This window comes from Planomicrobium stackebrandtii, assembly GCF_030814955.1.
In the GTDB taxonomy this organism is placed as follows: Bacteria; Bacillota; Bacilli; order Bacillales_A; family Planococcaceae; genus Planococcus; species Planococcus stackebrandtii.
The window spans coordinates 302,619-319,087 of sequence record NZ_JAUSWB010000003.1 but is presented as its reverse complement, the minus strand read 5'-3'; the positions used below and the strand labels follow the sequence as shown (position 1 = coordinate 319,087).

Below are 16,469 nucleotides of genomic sequence, written 5' to 3'. Positions count from 1 at the left end.
AATTTTCGCAAGCTCGTGCCCTCGTCTTAAGCAAGCCCAAAAATCAAATTTTTTTTAGCCTTTTTCAACCATCCGCTTTTCCCTTTCTCGTTGACCAAAGAACAACCGGGATTAGAGCCAAAGCCAAAAAGCCGCCAACCAAAGACATCGCAGCATAGCTGGTCTGTGCCATAACCATTCCTGAAATCCCCCCTCCTGTCGCACCAGCCAATGCAACGAGCACATCAACTGTCCCCTGCGTTTTTGCCCGTGTGGAAGGATGCGTCGAATCCACAATGAGCGTGGTTCCGCTGATCAATCCGAAGTTCCATCCAAGCCCAAGGAGAGCCAATGCCACAATCAGTACCAATAAGGAATCACTTGGCGCCAAAGCAGCCACAATTCCAGCGGCCATGAACGTTACACCAGCCGCTGCCGTCATGACGATCCGTCCCAATTTGTCGACCAGAACACCGGTGACAATGGACGGCAAGTACATGGCCGCAATGTGAATGCCTATGACCAATCCGACAGCTTCCAGGTCATGCCCATAACGTCCCATGTGGATTGGTGTCATCGTCATAATGGCAAACATGATCAATTGAGTCAGCACCATGACCGCGGCACCCAATACGATTCCTTTTTTATTAATAGGGAATTGGTCCATTTCTGTTTCTGGTGTATTCACTTTAAGGTTCTGCTCATGCGCGGTTAGCGCTTTTGACACAAGCAATGGATCCGGGCGAAGAAAAATCAACAGCACCAAGCCTGCCAGAATATATGCGGCAGCCGCTAATAGAAAAGGCCCCGCCAGAGCCGGGATGCCGTTGGACTCAGCAAACCTGCCCATCACACCTACCAGGTTCGGGCCGGCAAATGCCCCAAATGTCGTTGACACTAAAGCGATGCTGATGGCGGTTCCCCGCTGCGCAGCATCTGCCAAATCCGTACCCGCATAACGCGCCTGCAAATTAGTGGCCGTTCCTGCTCCATAAACCAACAAGGAAGCAAATAACAGAATTACATTACTTGATATGGCCGCCATAACGACACCGACTGCTCCGATTCCACCTGCCAGAAATCCCGAAGCCAATCCGGTTCGCCGGCTAAAACGTTGGGAAAGCCGCCCAATGATCAGCGCTGCCGCAGCCGACCCCAGCGTGAACAGGGCAACCGGTGCTCCCGCAAAGCGATCGGTGCCAAGCATATCCTGTGCAAGAAGAGCTCCGACAGTTACCCCAGCCGCTAATCCTGCTCCTCCAAAAATCTGGGACAGCACGACAATCCACAACGTGCGCCGGTACAATGCCTTGACCTTATCCGGTGATTCAATATAGTCCTGCAGCAGCATTTGCTGTTTTTTATTTTGTTCCATGGTTTCTCCTTCTTTCACACCCAGCTTCGCAAATAAAATATTAAGAATCTTTTTTTCAGTATAACGCTTTTTAGTATGCCCGCTGCAGCCTTTTTTGAAAAAGGAAACACTTGATAAAATAATAGAGGGGATTTCATTTATACTGAAAGAAACGAAGTACGGATTGGAGGGCAATCATTATGACTGGAATGCAGAAGGAGCGGCCATTTCGATTTGCCGTCTGGCTTTGGCTCCTCACAACAGCTGTACTCCTAGCTTCGGGCAGCTGGCTGTTAAAAACAGAATTGCCGGAAGCCGAAAACTTGAAAACCGAGATTCAGGCAATTACTATCGACCGGCTTGGAGAAAAAAACAATATGAACAAAGAACGCATTGACGACATTTCGATTTCTCGTGGTCTTATTGGATGGAACGTGGAGATATCCCTAAATGCGGACAAAAGCTTTACCATGTTTTCAACAAAACAACAAATATGGCAAGATGCCATCGACATACTGGAGCCGCTGTCTGGCTTCGACCAACTGAATGGCATCTCCCTATCCTTTATTCTTCCTGTTGAAAACAGCCTACATAAGAGTGTCATGTCCTTCAGATTAGACAAAGCAACACGTGATCAACTGATTTGGAGCAATGTCGATCCGTCCATCCTGCCGGATATCACTTATGACTATCAGGAACATCCTGTTCTGAATAATTGATTGCACAATGTAAAAGGTGAACCGGCTTGTTCCCGATTCACCTTTTTTTATCATTATAAACCTTGTTTCCCCAAGAATGCGGCAATCACTTTTTCGGTTTTCATTCTTACATAACGATGAGCATTTGCCATGGATTCTTCCGGCAAAATTCCGTCGTCTGATATAGCGTGAATTTCCGTGAAATATGGCGCCAGCTGCTGTTTGTCTGAGTTTTCGACTGTTCCGGAAATTAAAATAACCGGTTTGCCGTGCCGATAAGCTGCTTCTGCAATGCCAAAAGGGGCTTTGCCGGATAGCGTCTGGACATCGGTTTTGCCTTCTCCAGTCAACACCAAATCAGCATGGAAAAGCTGTTCTTCAAAATCGAGCGTTTCCAGCACAAGGTCAATTCCCCGCTTCATTTCGCTTAAAAAGAACGCTTGGAATGTACCGCCTGCACCACCGGCAGCACCTGCACCTTTTTTGTAGTGCAGCGACATGCCGGTAAATCGCTCAACAATATCAGCAAAGTTCGTTAGGACTTCATCAAGTGTCTTCACCATTTCAGGAGTTGCGCCTTTTTGCGGACCAAAGACTGTGGAGGCGCCTTCAGGTCCAATCAATGGATTTTCAACATCGCTGGCAATCAAAAACCGGCTTTCCATGATGCGTTTATCAAAACCAAACGGATCAATCTTCGACAAACCGTTTAAGGCTACAGTACCTGGCCCCAATTCAACGCCATAAGTATCCAGAAATTTCATGCCCAATGCCTGGAGCATTCCAATTCCGGCATCATTCGTGGCGCTGCCCCCGAGGCCAATGATAAACTTCCGGTAGCCCGCATCCAATGCGGCAACTATCAATTCACCGGTGCCATAGGTGGAGGCATGCAAAGGATTTCGTTCTGCCTCTGTTAAAAGAGTCAGCCCTGAAGCTTCTGCCAATTCCACCACACACGTTTTCTGGTCCCCAAGCACACCATAGCTCGCCGTGATCTTACGTCCCAGCGGATCTTCGACAACCGCTTCTACCATTTTCCCGCCAGTTGCTGAAACCAGGGCTGCCATTGTCCCTTCACCGCCGTCAGCTATCGGCATCTTAACCACTGTGCTTTGCGGAAATGCACCTTGAACTCCTTCAGCCATTGCTTCGGCCGCTTCTACTGCCGTCATGCTCCCTTTAAACGAGTCAGGCGCTATCAGGATCTTCACTAATTCCGCCTCCTATGCGAACACTTTTCTTGTTAGATTACAATGACTATTCCCTTATTCCATTTAAATACACTTCACATCAATAAAGCGCTCCCGAAACAAATGTGAGATTTTCATTATTTCTAATGGTAAGCAGTTAAACTTGAGATTCGCTTGCCAAAAATCCTGCCAGCAGCTCGTCCATCTCCGAATCGGCGATGGTGCGGAAATCAATGCATACTTTCTCTTCCTGGATGCGCGACACAATTGCGGGCTTTGCTTGTCTGAGACGCATCGCTAATTGATCTGCACTCAAACTGTCGTGGACAATCGCTGCAATAAAGGTCGGAATCTCCACTCCCGGCATGGTGCCGCCGCCTATTTGAGAAGTGCTTTCCTGAATTTCGATTTGGTATTTATTGGGATTTTCCTGCAAAAGATTGATAAACGACTGTGCCTGGATTTTAATGTCTGAAGCTGAACGGATAATATCCCGGACAGTGGGCAGTTCCGCAACCCTTTCAGGTCCGGAAGAGTAGCTTTTCAAGGTTTCTTCCAGCGCTGCTAATGTCATTTTGTCGACTCTTAAGACACGCGCCAATTGGTGCTTTTTCAACTGGTCAATCAAATCTTTTTTTCCGGCGATCAAACCTGCCTGTGGCCCGCCCAGCAGTTTATCGCCACTGAAAGAAACGAGGTCAACGCCGCTTTCGATCACTTCACGGACAAGCGGCTCATCGCCGATACCATGCTTTTTAAAGTCATAAAGTGCACCGCTTCCCAAATCTTCATAAAAGAGGAGGTCGCGGTGTTTTTCCGTCAATCTGGCCAAGACTTCAGTTTCGACCGCTTCCGTAAACCCGATCATTTTAAAATTGCTGGTATGCACTTTCATGATCATCGCCGTTTCTTCATTCACAGCATCTTCGTAATCAAACAGATGGGTTTTATTGGTGGTTCCCACTTCGACGAGCTGTGCCCCGCTTTCTTCCATAATAGAAGACACGCGAAAAGAGCCGCCAATCTCAACCAATTGGCCGCGCGAGACAATGACTTCCCGCTGTTTGGCCAATGCACTTAAAATGAGAAACACCGCTGCCGCATTGTTGTTCACGACCATCGCTGCTTCCGCTCCTGTTGCCTCTACCAACAGCTCTTCAATAATGTCATGGCGGGATCCACGCTTTCCTTCCATTAACCGATATTCCAAATTGGAGTAATTCGCAGCCGTTCTTACGGCATGCGCGATGGCAGCATCACTTAAACGGGAGCGCCCCAAATTCGTATGCAGCACAGTTCCGGTTCCGTTTATCACCCGCGCCAACCGATCTTCCTGCCACAGTTTGATTTGGGTTTCAGCTGATTTGAAAAGCTGTCCTGCAAAGTCCGGAACTGTCCCTTCAACTGCTGTCTCTTCTGCCAGCAAGCGTTGCCGCAGATTCCCAAGTTCACGCTGCAGAAATTCAGTAAGCTGCGCACTATTCACGTCACATGCCGATTTCAAACTCTCAAACCGCGGGTCTTTCTGCAACTCGTGGACTGCCGGCAACAGCCGCAAATACTGTTTCATGTCTTGTCCTCCATCCAGTAACGCTGGTCTTCTGACCGTCTTGTATAGTTCAGCTCATCCAACAAATCCAGAAACGGAATCATGTATTTCCTTGATAGTTGCAGAATTTCCTTCGCCTGCTTTAAATCAAAAGACCGGCCAGTCTGTAACTGCAACTGGTTTAAAGCCTGATCAAAAGCCGTACGGTGAATAATTGTATCTTCTCTCAACCGATATACCTGGCCGCTATCGAGCAAATAAGCAGTAAGTTCAGCGACCTCCGTCTTCGGCAACGGGCTGCCAATGAAATAATCCTCCCACTTTCCTGCTTGAAAGCCATCCTTTTCGAGTGTGCCGATAACCTGCTCCATTCGAGCACGCCACTCGTTCGGGAGGTGCGGACTGAAACGGGCCAAAGCCACGAACTGGCCATATCGCTGTATTTCATCCTGTTCTACCAATAAATTCAGGCTGTACTCAAGAAGAGGTTTGGGAAAGTTTACGCTCACTGATTGAATCAACTCGGCTTTCCCTATGCCCGTCCGCATCGGGAAATCTTCGTGAAACTGCTGCAGCCTTGCCAGCAATTCCACTCCTATTTTAGTGAACGTTTTGGTTAGGCTGAAGCCGTAGCGAGGGATTTCCAGCCAAATATTAGAAACCAATCCTTCCTCCAAGGTTTCCTTCAAAGTGATTTCGCCCAGCGATGTTTGCTGCATCAGCCCTTGCAGGTCTAGCAGGAGGGATTTGTTCAAGGCATCCATGATCAAATCTTTTGGCGTACCCTGTTGATGGCGGCGAAGCATACTGATGGTTTCAGTGCCAAACCGATACTTGCCGCCGTTTGGCTGAATGACCCAACCGCCGCCTATCGTCTCTACCGGACTAGGGCGCCGCAAAATAAAGCGGTCTCCCCGGCGAACAACGATCTGTTCATCCAGGCGAATTTGGCATAGCACTTCATGCGGAGTCTGTTCGAGCTCGTTGCGGTCAAAAAAGACGATTTTGCCCATTACTTCAGAAGTGCCGACGTGAAGCGTGACCGCTGTCCGCTGCTTAAGAGGTGCGAACTTCCTTCCAATCACCTGGAGCGCCACATCTATGGTATCCGTCACCAGAAAATGATCCGAGTCCACCAGCACATCTCCCCGTTTTACAGCTGTCCGTTCGATGCCGCCGAGATTGATGGCTGTACGCTGCCCAGCACGTGCCTGCTCGTGTTCCTCATGATGCACTTGAATTTGTCTTGCCTTCACAGTAATCCCTTTCGGCAAAACCGTCAGCTGTGTAGATTTCCGGACAACCCCCTCATAGATGGTCCCCCTGACGACTGTTCCCTGCCCTTGAACGCTAAACACCTGATCAATCGGCAAGCGGAATGAACCATAGGCGTCACGGAGGTCCATGGTCTGCAGTTCCGTTCCGATGAGTTTCTTCAATTCATCGATTCCCGTTCCAGACAGGCTATCGAGTGCGACATACGGCGCCTCATGAAACACAGTATTAGACAGCCGTTCTTTAATATCATCGGTCACCAGTTCAAGCATCACTTCATCGACCCGGTCTATTTTCGATATGGCTACGATGCATCGTTCCACACCCAAAAATTGCAGGATTTCCAGATGCTCCTCGGTCTGCGGCATGATGCCTTCGTCAGCTGCAACCACCAGGACAACCAGATCGATTCCGGCCACACCTGCAATCATTTGTCGAATAAAGCGCTCATGTCCCGGCACATCGACAACAGAAACAAAAACTCCAGGTTCCAATTTTAAAGGTGCATAGCCCAATTCAATGGAAATACCCCGCTCCTTTTCTTCTTTTAACCGGTCTGTCTCCACGTTGGTCAATGCTTTTGTCAAACTGGTTTTGCCATGATCAATATGTCCGGCCATGCCGATGGTAAAATACCGTTCTTCCATTTTCTTCACACGCCTTCTCTGATTGCTTATCTCTTTACTTTAGTCTTCAAGGTAAGCTCTTTCAAGCCTGAGCTCTGCTCTTCTTCTCTTAAGGCAAGCCCTGTTCTTGCACAGATCTTTTTTTCGGTATAAACTTGTACAGGTCGGCAAATGACATCTTGGGGTTGGATGGGTGACTGGTGTCCTCCTGGGTCTTCAAAACCTGAGGGGCCTGCGTGCCAGGCTCGGTGGGTTCGATTCCCACACAATCCCGCCAATACATACAGAAAAGCTGAGGTGCCCGTGTAGATTCGACGGGCATAAGGCAGACCAGCAGTGTGGCGTTCTTTGCCACGCAGCTGGGTTGACTTATGACCCTAGAATCTGGGCGCTGAAGCTGGACAATAGAAAAGCTGAGGTGCCTGTTCAGCTCCGACAGGCTTAAGACGAATCGGTTGTGTGGCGTTTTTTGCCACACTGCCGGTTTGGCTTATGACCCTAGAATCTGGGCACCGAAGCTGGACAATAGAAAAGCGGAAGCGCCCGTGTAGATTCGACGGGCATAAGGCAGACCAGCAGTGTGGCGTTCTTTGCCACGCAGCTGGGTTGACTTATGACCCTAGAATCTGGGCACCGAAGCTGGACAATAGAAAAGCGGAAGCGCCCGTGTAGATTCGACGGGCATAAGACGCCCTGGCGAAGCGGCGTGTTTTCAGCCGCACAGCCAGGGTGGCTTATGACCCTAGAATCTGGGCGCTGAAGCTGGACAATAGAAAAGCTGAGGTGCCTGTTCAGCTCCGACAGGCTTAAGCCGAATCGGTTGTGGGGCGTTTTTTGCCACACTGCCGGTTTGGCTTAAGACCCCGAGGAGCTAGGCGCTGAAGCTGGACAAAAAGATTGCCCTAGGCGGCAATCTTTTTTTAATCCAGTGAAAGACGAGTTAAGTGACAAACTTACTCAGTTTTAGGATAATTCAATCTAGCGGGAGTGCCTAAACTTTCAAATTGCAGAACCAAAGGATGAAGAAGATGAAAATTGTTTTAGCTTCACCAAATTACCCGCAGCTTCGCGGAAATACGATAACGGTTCAACGCATTGCAGACAATCTTGAACGTCTGGGTGTGGAGACCAAAATCGTATCTACAACCGATGACAGTATCATCCGTTCGTTCCCAACTGCTGATATTGTCCATGGATTTCATGCTTATAATTTTTATAAATTCCTGCAGAAGCTGGACAAGAAGCCTGCGCATTACATTGTCACCATCACAGGAACCGACTTGAATCAGGATCTTTTTAACCCGAAAAAACGGATGGATGTCCTGGCTTCCTTGCACGGAGCAAAGGCTGTTCATGTGTTTGACAAAAAAGCGAAAGCATTGCTGATTGAAGAAATTCCTAAGCTAGGAGATAAAATCTTTGTTATGCCACAAGGCAATCAGCCTTCCCTGCCTGGAGTTCCGCATTTCACAAAAGAGCCTGACAGCTTTTTGTTCTTCTTGCCGGCAGGCATCCGTAAAGTGAAGAATATTCCAGAAGCGATTGGGATGCTTCAGGAACTCCGCCTGCATCACCCTCAAATCCGGTTGTGGCTTGTTGGCCCTGTTCTTGAAGAAGAAGAAGGCAACCAAGTAATGGACCTTATCGATCGCCATAAAGACTGGATCCATTACTTGGGGCAAGTACCGCATGAAGACATGGGTTCCATTTATCGCCAGACCGATGCTGTCTTGAATACCTCACTGTCGGAAGGCCAGCCGGCAACAATTTTAGAGGCAATGGGCTACGCATTGCCTGTACTTGCTTCAGACATCCCTGGCAACAGCGGCATCATCTCCGATGGGGAAACCGGATTATTATATAAAACCCGAAACGAATTCCTTGATTATGCCGAAAAGCTCGTGAATAATAACAAAATAAGGCAAAGTATCGGCCAGTCCGCTGAAGCTTATGTAAAACAGCATCATTCAAGTGAGCAAGAAGCTGACACTTTGTTGAAGGTTTATCAACAGATTTTAAAATAAGCCGACTTTTAAATGAATAATTAGATTTGAACGCAAAAAGGAGAGATTGGCATGGTTGAAAAAGAAAACGTAAGACTAACTTCTTTATCTACAAAAGGCGGTTGAGGCTGCAAAATTGGTCCTGAGGACCTGGCGCAGGTTCTGCGTCACTTACCGAAAAACGTAGATGATCCAAACTTGCTTGTTGGCCTGGAAACAGCTGATGACGCAGGAGTTTATAAAATTAATGATGAAACCGCATTGGTCCAGACATTGGATTTCTTTACTCCGATTGTCGATGATGCTTATATGTTTGGGCAGATTGGAGCCGCCAATGCCTTGAGCGACGTTTATGCCATGGGCGGAAAGCCATTGACTGTCATGAATATTGTCGCTTTTCCAATCAACACATTGGACAAAAGTATTTTAGCCGACATTTTGGCAGGCGCTTCCGATAAAGTCAAAGAATCTGGCGCTACTTTGGTTGGCGGACACTCGATTGACGACCAGGAGCCTAAATTCGGCCTTTCTGTAACCGGTACTATACACCCTGACCGTATCCGCTCTAATGCAGGTGCAAAAGCAGGAGATCGCCTCATTTTGACCAAGCCTATCGGTGTCGGCATTTTGACCACCGCCATTAAACAAGGCATTTTGGAACAAGAAGATTTGGATGAAGTCATGAAAGTTATGGCAACATTAAATAAAACTGCGGCAGAAGTAATGGAGAATTACAGTGTTAATGCCTGCACCGATGTTACCGGTTTTGGCCTCCTCGGCCATACAATGGAAATCGCCAAAGGCGGCAACGTCGGCGTAACGGTGATTAACCAGGATGTGCCTGTTCTGTCTCGTGCGAAAGAGCTCGCAGAACAAAACGTCATTCCGGGCGGCACACGCAAAAATCACCAATGGCTGGCAGATGACATCGATTACGCTGGGAACATCACTGAAATCGATCAATTGATCCTGTGTGATGCGGTCACTTCCGGTGGACTGCTCATTTCAGTCCCTGAAGCGGAAGCTGATGCATTGCAGCGTGAATTGCTGGAAAACAATGTTCAATCCGCCATCATCGGAAATGTGACAAGTGAAAATGCCGGGCGGATTCAAGTAATTTAAGATTTGGAAGATCAAAAAATGAAAAGCTTACCTATGGCAATAGGTAAGCTTTGGACAAGGACTCTGCTGGGGTCCTTGTTTTATTGCTGTTATTAGCTACATACCAAAGTGTAAAGAGGTGTTCGTATTGAAAAAATGGATTTTAACTGTTTCTGTACCCATGTTGGCATTATTCCTGGCAGCATGCGGAGACGAATCAACTGAAGATGGAAGTTCAACAGCTTCCGAAAACGAAGAGCCTTTCACAATCGGCGTTATTCCCGCGCAAACAGAGGGTGAAATGCAAACGGCTATGGATAAACTGCAAGCTCTTCTAAGTGAAGAATTAGATCGCGAAGTCGAAATTGAAGTGTATCCCGATTACAATGGTGTTGTAGAATCTATGAATTACGACCAGATTGACATGGCTTACCTTGGGCCTTTGACGTATGTCATTGCAGAAGCAAACAGCAACGCGCAAGCAATCATCACGCAGCTAGTCGACGGGGAACCATTTTATAATGCCTATGTCATCACGCATACTGACAATCCTGTGACGTCTTTAGATGAATTATTGGAAAATCCGGGTGAAGTCCAGTTTGCATTTGGCGATCCCAACTCCACTTCCGGTTCATTGATTCCCTCTATTGAATTGCAGGACCGCGGAGTATACGAATCTGAACAGGAAAATCAATTTGAAACTGTGCGCTTTACCGGATCACATGATGCAACTGCACTCGCTGTACAGAACAAGCAAGTAGATGCTGGTGCCATTGACAGTGCCATTTACAATCAGTTATTGGAGTCGGGGAAAATCGACGGCGACCAATTAAAAATTGTTTGGGAGTCAGAGCCTTTGTTCCAGTACCCATGGGCTGTGCTTGAAAGTACAGATGATGAAACTGTCGCAAAACTGCGGGAAACATTTTTAGCGATTGAAGATCCTGAAATACTTGATGCATTTGGCGCTACCGGCTTTACAGAAGCTGACAATGCAGATTACGAAAGCATCAAACAAGCCGCTATAAAGCAAGGAATCATTGAAGAATAGAGTTGATCAGCTTGTGGTTTAAAAAAAGCAATTTCATTACCTTCATAATTATTTTAATACTGATTTATTTCAGCATGCGCATTACGGAATTTGACTTGTCCAAGTTTAGGGACTTCCGCAACATGATCGACTTCCTGTCTCAATGGTGGCCGATGGACTTTTCCCAGCTTCCCGGCATGGTAGAAGATACGTTCGAGACCTTGGCAATGGCTTTTCTCGGCAGCGTATTTGGCTTGTTGATTGCATTGCCGATTAGCTTTATTGCAGCGCGCAACACAGCGCCATCCAAGTCACTCTTCCATTTTACGCGTGTGGCACTCAGTTTTGTCCGTTCTATTCCCGAAATTGTTATCGGCCTTATTCTATTGACTACACTGGGCCTTGGACCTTTCCCGGCAGTTATTGCCATCATGATCCATAATGTTGGCGTCTTTGGAAAACTGGTATCCGAATTGATTGAAGCGGCTGATCCTGGGCCTCAGGAAGCCATGCGTGCCGTTGGCGCAAAAAAATGGCTGGCAAACCTGTTCAGCATTCTTCCTCAAATTTGGCCGAACGTCCTGTCCCAGTTTTTCTATCGTTTTGAAGTGGCTATCCGTACGTCGCTCATTCTGGGCTTTATCGGAGGCGGCGGAATCGGGCAACGCCTGTTCAATGATTTCAAAACCTTTCAATACTCTGCCGTTTCGCTGGACGTCCTAATTATTATGATTATGGTCATCGCCATCGACTTTTTGGCCAGCACCATTCGAAATCGCGTGATTTAAAGGAGTGGCTATATGATTCAAGTGAAAAATTTATCTGTTCATTATCCGGATACAAAAGTAGAAGCATTGACTGATATCAGCCTGTCTCTTGAAAAAGGCGATTTTGTCTGTGTACTGGGGAAAAGCGGTGCAGGAAAATCGACTTTTATCCGCTGTCTGAACGGACTGCAAAAACCGACCGATGGAGAAATTCTTTTTGACGGCCAAAACATTGCCGCTCATAATGAAGAAAAACTGCGGAAAGTTCGCCGGGAAGCCGGAATGATCTTCCAGCACTTCAGCCTGGTGCCGCGTCTGAGTGTTATGCAAAATGTCCTGACCGGCATGTTCGGCTACCGGTCTTCTTTCAAGAACTTGATCGGCTGGTTTACTGCCGATGAATTGGCTTTGGCAAAACGTGTCATTGCCGATGTCGGCTTATCGGAAATGGCCTACCGGAAAGTAGAACAGCTGAGCGGCGGCCAAAAACAGCGTGTCGGCATTGCCCGTGCTCTTGCCCAGCAGCCGAAAGTTTTGCTCGGGGATGAACCAGTTGCGAGTCTCGATCCCGGCACTTCCAACCATATTTTCACCTTGCTGACAGAAATGCATGAACGGTTGGACTTGCTGACCATTATCAATGTCCACGATATTGAATTGGCCAAACGCTATGCCACCCGTATCTTGGCCTTGAAAGATGGCATGCTCATTTTTGATGGCCCACCAGAAAGTTTTACAGACGCTGAATACCGTGAAACGTATACATCCGATCCGCAAACTGCCTTTTTTGACGCTGGAATCTAACGGCGAAAGGAGATGATCTGCATGATTAAAAGTCCATGAGCAGTGGATCAATCCAGGGTCGTGTACGACTCTACTCATCCTCAAATCGTTACTGTCAATGGAGCACAAAGCAATAAATCCGTCATCCTCAGTTTTGATGACGGGCCAAGCAAAGTCCTGCCGCAAATACTGGATATCCTGAAACAATACGATGTGCCGGCCATGTTCTTTTGGCAATCCCGTCTGCTGTATCCGTCACGGCCATGGCAACGGGTGCTTGATGAAGGCCATATTATTGGCACGCATTCAAGAAAGCACCGCAACCTGGTTCAGCTGTCCTACGAGGAACAGCATCAGGATATACAAAATAGCCTGGCGCATATCGAAAAAACAACGGGTATGCCAGTTGCCTTTTTCCGCCCTCCATATGGGCGCTTTAACAGCGATACCTTAAGAGCAGCTAAGATACTTGGCTTAACGACCGTCATGTGGCGCATCGCTTCAATGGACTGGGAACTGAAAGACGATCCCAGTCAAATCATTCGGTATGTCACAGAAAATCTCGAGGATGGCGCCATTATCCTGCTCCATGAGTTAGAGCAGACTGTTGCCATACTCCCTCAACTGATCACAGCCATCAAAGAACAGGGATATAGCTTTTCTGTATTGCCTAATGAACAGTAAAAATCAGCACCGGAAAAACCGGTGCTGATTTTTTATTTGAGTTATTCATCGCTTTCATCGCCATCTGGAGGTGGCCAGGCACCAATCAGCCGGCGGGCATATACAACTTGTCCGGCATGGTAGCTGTTGTGGTTGATGAGTACCATCAGCATATCTGCAGGCGTTCTTTTTCTTCCACCCAGGCTTTCCTCTAATGAATCTTTTGAAGCTTGCTGCGTTGCTCGTCCCAAGCCTTTCAAGAACTGGGTGACCATTTCCGTATATTCTTTTTCACTGGAAGGAAATGGGGAACCCGGCCAGGAATCTGATGGATCTTTCGGACTTTCCGGATTTTCTTCCTGCAGTTCTGCTAATATGAAATCCTGCCAGTAATTCATATGAAACAAGAGCTCCCATACTGAATGATGGCTGCCTTCCGGTCTTTCTCCCGCCATCTCCCAGTTCAGGCCATTAAACAACATGTCCGTCTGGTAATGTGCATACTTCCCTTGAAGCCCGTTCTGTAGAAAACGATTGATCATTATACATTCCTCCTTCGCATATTATTAATAAAGATTCAACATAAAAGTACAAATCCCTTTCTGAAAAAGGTAAAATTGATAAAAACCATCCAGCTGTTCCTGAAACTGAGAATTTGATCATCCCCATAGCAAAGGCGGTGTCTTATGAGAAAGTTTTTTTCCACCTGGAAGCTATTTGTTTTTTTTCTGTTGCTGAGTACTTGTGCACATGCCATTTATTTAAGGGAATGGTCAAATAACCGATTCATGGTTGGACCAAATGACGGCTTATCGCAAATACTGCCATTTAAGACGCTTCTTTATAGGCATTACACCGAAGGAGAATTTTTCTATTCCGCTTTTTTTGGCTTAGGCAGCGGCGTTTACAGTGAATTGTCTTATTATTTTTCTACTTCCATTGTCTTTATTATGACGACTGCAGTTGTCTTTTGGCTCGAATCGATTCAACTGATTTCTGAGCCAGATCCATTGTTCTGGGCTCGCGCTGCGATTTTCATCAATATTATCCGGTTGGCTTTCGTACTTTTTATCGCCTATCATGTTTTTCGTTATTTCGATTTCAAACCTGTTGCGGCCTTGCTAGGTGCTTCCGTATACGGTCTTTCAGGCATGTATTTCCGCCATGCTGTGTATTGGGAATTTTTTGCGGATGCCTATTTATGGCTGCCGCTTCTTGTCCTTGGAGTTGAAAAAGTGTTCCGCGAAAACCGCTCCGCCTGGTTCTTGTTTGCAGTTGCAGTCTCGATGATCGACAACTTCTATTTTGCCTACATCAATTTCCTGCTCACTTCTATTTATATTCTCCTACGGCTCTATCTGCCCTTATCTCAAAATGAAACACCAAGATGGTCCGCAATACGAAAGTTTATCATCAGTGGTTTCATCGGTGCCGGAATAAGCGCTGTTGCTTTTATCCCAGCGGTCTATGCCTTCATGAACAACCATCGACCAGCTTACCAGCATGTATCTCCTTGGCTTTCCTGGTTGGACAATGTCCTGTTTACCAGCAGTTTTATTGTCCTGCCGGCCGTATTCGTCATCCTGCTATTCGTTTTCCCGCTCTATCGCAACCGGTTATTCCAGTTTTTTTCCTTGCTAGTCCTATTGGGGATTGTCCTTCATTACAGCCCTAAAATCGCCAGTGTTTTCAACGGATTTTCAGCTCCTCAAAATCGCTGGGAATACTTTATTTCATTTGCGGCTGGCGGCGCAGTTGCTGCGGGATTCAACAGCTTGCCAAAACTCAAAATCACCCGCCTTATTCCTGCTGGCGCTCTTGCATTGTTGGCTTATGCCGCCTTTTCCTTTATCGATCCGGCTATCGGTGTTCCGAAACATCTTCTCTTGCTTTTCTTCAGCACTGCATTGATCATTTATATTTTGTACGTCGTAGCCGTACAAAAAGAGTCGAAAATTGGTGAGGCTCTGGCAATCGGACTGCTGCTTGTTGGAGTACTGGCCAGCGGGATTCAGCTTGTGCTCGCTTTGATCGTTGAAGGCGCCACCGTTCAAACTCCATTATTTCTTTCGATTGTAGGGACAGTATTGTTTACCGCCATCCTGCTTGTCAGAGCTGTCCGTGACCGTTCACAGGAAGCTATCGCAGCCGTATTCATCGTCCTCACCCTGATTTTTTCAGTTAACGGATTTCAATACGTACTGCTCGTAACAAGTGGAAACACCCAACTGGTGACCGAGGAATTTATTACGGGGTCAGATTACGATGACCCGGAAATTAATGGGCTCCTCGATTCCATCCATCTCGAGGAAGAAGATCCCTTTTACCGCATTGAATGGATGGAAAGCATCCGCAACAACACCCCCCTCGTACAGGATTTCCCGGGAGTAAGTGCATACTCCAGCATATTGAACAAAGAAATACTCGAGTTCTACCTCTATGATTTGGAAATTGATATGGGCCGTGAAAGCGTCAGCCGCTATGCGACACTTGGCAACCGGACAAATTTACATAGCCTGCTGCGAACCAATTATATAATTTCATTAAAAGGCGATCCAAATGTACCCGCAGGATTTGTCCATTTTGTGAGCTCTGCCAACTACTCGGTTTTCAAAAATCAGCACCCGCTGCCATTTATCCGCGGCGCTTCTGCTGTATACAGCGAAGACTCCCTTGCAGGAGAATCGGTGCTGCGGCGGGAACACGCCATGCTGTCAGGTGTTGTTCTGAAAAACCCTGAAACTGCTTCGCCTCTGCCATCTGAATCTTCCCCACTGCCGTATAGCATCCGCACGGAGCAGTCAGACTTTGAAGACGGAACATTGACGGTCACGGGAGATTCCGGAGGGCTCGACCTATTGATGAATAACACTTTTTCCACTGAAGAAGATCTGTATATTTCTTTTCATCTAGTAAAAGAATCACCGGATGGCCTTTACCCTTTAACCGTGAATGGGTACGAAACTTCCCGGAAATCCAACCTGTCTGTCTATAAAACCTTTGTAGATGATTTAACTATCCGCGTGCCAGCTGAAGATCTCATTCGCATCCGTGTGCCCACAGGCCGCTACAAATTAACCGAACTGGAAGTTTACAGGGAAAACTATCAGGTGCTGGCTGCAGAAGCAGCCGAAACAGACCACAGTTCCAATTTCCGTTGGAGCGGCAGCAGACTTGAAGCCTCGTACGAGAACGTAGAAAATGCCCGCTTTTTGGTCTTGCCCATTCCCTATGAAATTGGTTGGCGTGCAAAAGTGAATGGCGAAACTGTCGAAGTATTGGAAGCTAATTATGCTTTTATTGCACTGCCTGCCGATTCTGGAAACAATCACATTGAACTGGCCTATCGCCCCCCGTATTTTTATAGTTCATTGGCCATTTCCATCGCCTCTTTGATCCTGGCTTTTGTTTACTTACAGAAACAGCGAAAAAGAACTCCAACTTAGAA

General features: G+C 47.1%; 13 protein-coding genes and 1 tRNA gene. 9 read left to right on the top strand and 5 right to left on the bottom strand.

The window, feature by feature from the left end; all coding sequences use genetic code 11:
• Window positions 1–64: 64 nt before the first annotated feature.
• Window positions 65–1,354 (bottom strand): MFS transporter, encoded by a 1,290-nt coding sequence (locus QOZ98_RS07595; protein WP_407676701.1) that lies wholly within the window; start codon window positions 1,352–1,354, stop codon window positions 65–67.
• 179 nt (window positions 1,355–1,533) lie between these two features.
• Between QOZ98_RS07595 and QOZ98_RS07590 the strand changes: the two genes are divergently transcribed.
• Window positions 1,534–2,052, top strand: a complete 519-nt coding sequence (locus tag QOZ98_RS07590) for a hypothetical protein (protein WP_308786877.1) — start codon at window positions 1,534–1,536, stop codon at window positions 2,050–2,052.
• A 53-nt stretch (window positions 2,053–2,105) separates the two neighbouring features.
• Here the strand turns inward: QOZ98_RS07590 and QOZ98_RS07585 are convergent, their stop codons facing one another.
• The 3 genes from QOZ98_RS07585 to selB form a co-directional block, all read right to left on the bottom strand.
• Window positions 2,106–3,245, bottom strand: coding sequence for a glycerate kinase (locus tag QOZ98_RS07585; RefSeq protein ID WP_308786876.1), 1,140 nt, complete (start codon window positions 3,243–3,245; stop codon window positions 2,106–2,108).
• Between the two features lie 136 nt (window positions 3,246–3,381).
• Window positions 3,382–4,794, bottom strand: coding sequence for an L-seryl-tRNA(Sec) selenium transferase (gene selA / locus QOZ98_RS07580; RefSeq protein ID WP_308786875.1), 1,413 nt, complete (start codon window positions 4,792–4,794; stop codon window positions 3,382–3,384).
• Window positions 4,791–6,695: a selenocysteine-specific translation elongation factor gene (gene selB / locus QOZ98_RS07575; protein ID WP_308786947.1), complete on the bottom strand. Its 1,905-nt coding sequence runs from the start codon at window positions 6,693–6,695 to the stop codon at window positions 4,791–4,793. Before selB ends, selA begins: the two co-directional genes overlap by 4 nt.
• Before the next feature lie 160 nt (window positions 6,696–6,855).
• On the opposite strand from selB, the gene QOZ98_RS07570 reads away from it, so the two are divergent.
• The 7 genes from QOZ98_RS07570 to QOZ98_RS07540 all read left to right on the top strand — a co-directional run bounded on the left by QOZ98_RS07570 (window position 6,856) and on the right by QOZ98_RS07540 (window position 13,042).
• Window positions 6,856–6,951 (top strand) — tRNA-Sec (locus tag QOZ98_RS07570).
• Between the two features lie 751 nt (window positions 6,952–7,702).
• Window positions 7,703–8,698: a glycosyltransferase gene (locus QOZ98_RS07565; protein ID WP_308786874.1), complete on the top strand. Its 996-nt coding sequence runs from the start codon at window positions 7,703–7,705 to the stop codon at window positions 8,696–8,698.
• A gap of 51 nt (window positions 8,699–8,749) precedes the next feature.
• Window positions 8,750–9,799 carry a selenide, water dikinase SelD gene (selD, locus tag QOZ98_RS07560; RefSeq protein ID WP_308786873.1) on the top strand — a complete coding sequence of 350 codons (1,050 nt, stop codon included), beginning with the start codon at window positions 8,750–8,752 and terminating at the stop codon, window positions 9,797–9,799.
• Window positions 9,800–9,926: 127 nt separating this feature from the next.
• On the top strand, window positions 9,927–10,829 hold the full coding sequence (phnD, locus tag QOZ98_RS07555) for a phosphate/phosphite/phosphonate ABC transporter substrate-binding protein (protein WP_308786872.1): 903 nt from the start codon (window positions 9,927–9,929) through the stop codon (window positions 10,827–10,829).
• 11 nt (window positions 10,830–10,840) lie between these two features.
• On the top strand, window positions 10,841–11,596 hold the full coding sequence (gene phnE, locus QOZ98_RS07550) for a phosphonate ABC transporter, permease protein PhnE (protein WP_308786871.1): 756 nt from the start codon (window positions 10,841–10,843) through the stop codon (window positions 11,594–11,596).
• Between the two features lie 12 nt (window positions 11,597–11,608).
• Entirely contained in the window at window positions 11,609–12,379 is a 771-nt protein-coding gene (gene phnC, locus QOZ98_RS07545) for a phosphonate ABC transporter ATP-binding protein (protein ID WP_308786870.1), read from the top strand.
• 42 nt (window positions 12,380–12,421) lie between these two features.
• The gene (locus QOZ98_RS07540) at window positions 12,422–13,042 is read left to right on the top strand and encodes a polysaccharide deacetylase family protein (RefSeq protein WP_308786869.1); all 621 of its coding nucleotides are present in this window, start codon (window positions 12,422–12,424) and stop codon (window positions 13,040–13,042) included.
• Window positions 13,043–13,083: 41 nt separating this feature from the next.
• On the opposite strand, the gene QOZ98_RS07535 is transcribed toward QOZ98_RS07540, so the two are convergent.
• Window positions 13,084–13,563 carry a DinB family protein gene (locus QOZ98_RS07535; RefSeq protein WP_308786868.1) on the bottom strand — a complete coding sequence of 160 codons (480 nt, stop codon included), beginning with the start codon at window positions 13,561–13,563 and terminating at the stop codon, window positions 13,084–13,086.
• 144 nt (window positions 13,564–13,707) lie between these two features.
• On the opposite strand from QOZ98_RS07535, the gene QOZ98_RS07530 reads away from it, so the two are divergent.
• Window positions 13,708–16,467 carry a YfhO family protein gene (locus tag QOZ98_RS07530; RefSeq protein WP_308786867.1) on the top strand — a complete coding sequence of 920 codons (2,760 nt, stop codon included), beginning with the start codon at window positions 13,708–13,710 and terminating at the stop codon, window positions 16,465–16,467.
• The last annotated feature ends 2 nt before the right edge of the window (window positions 16,468–16,469 follow it).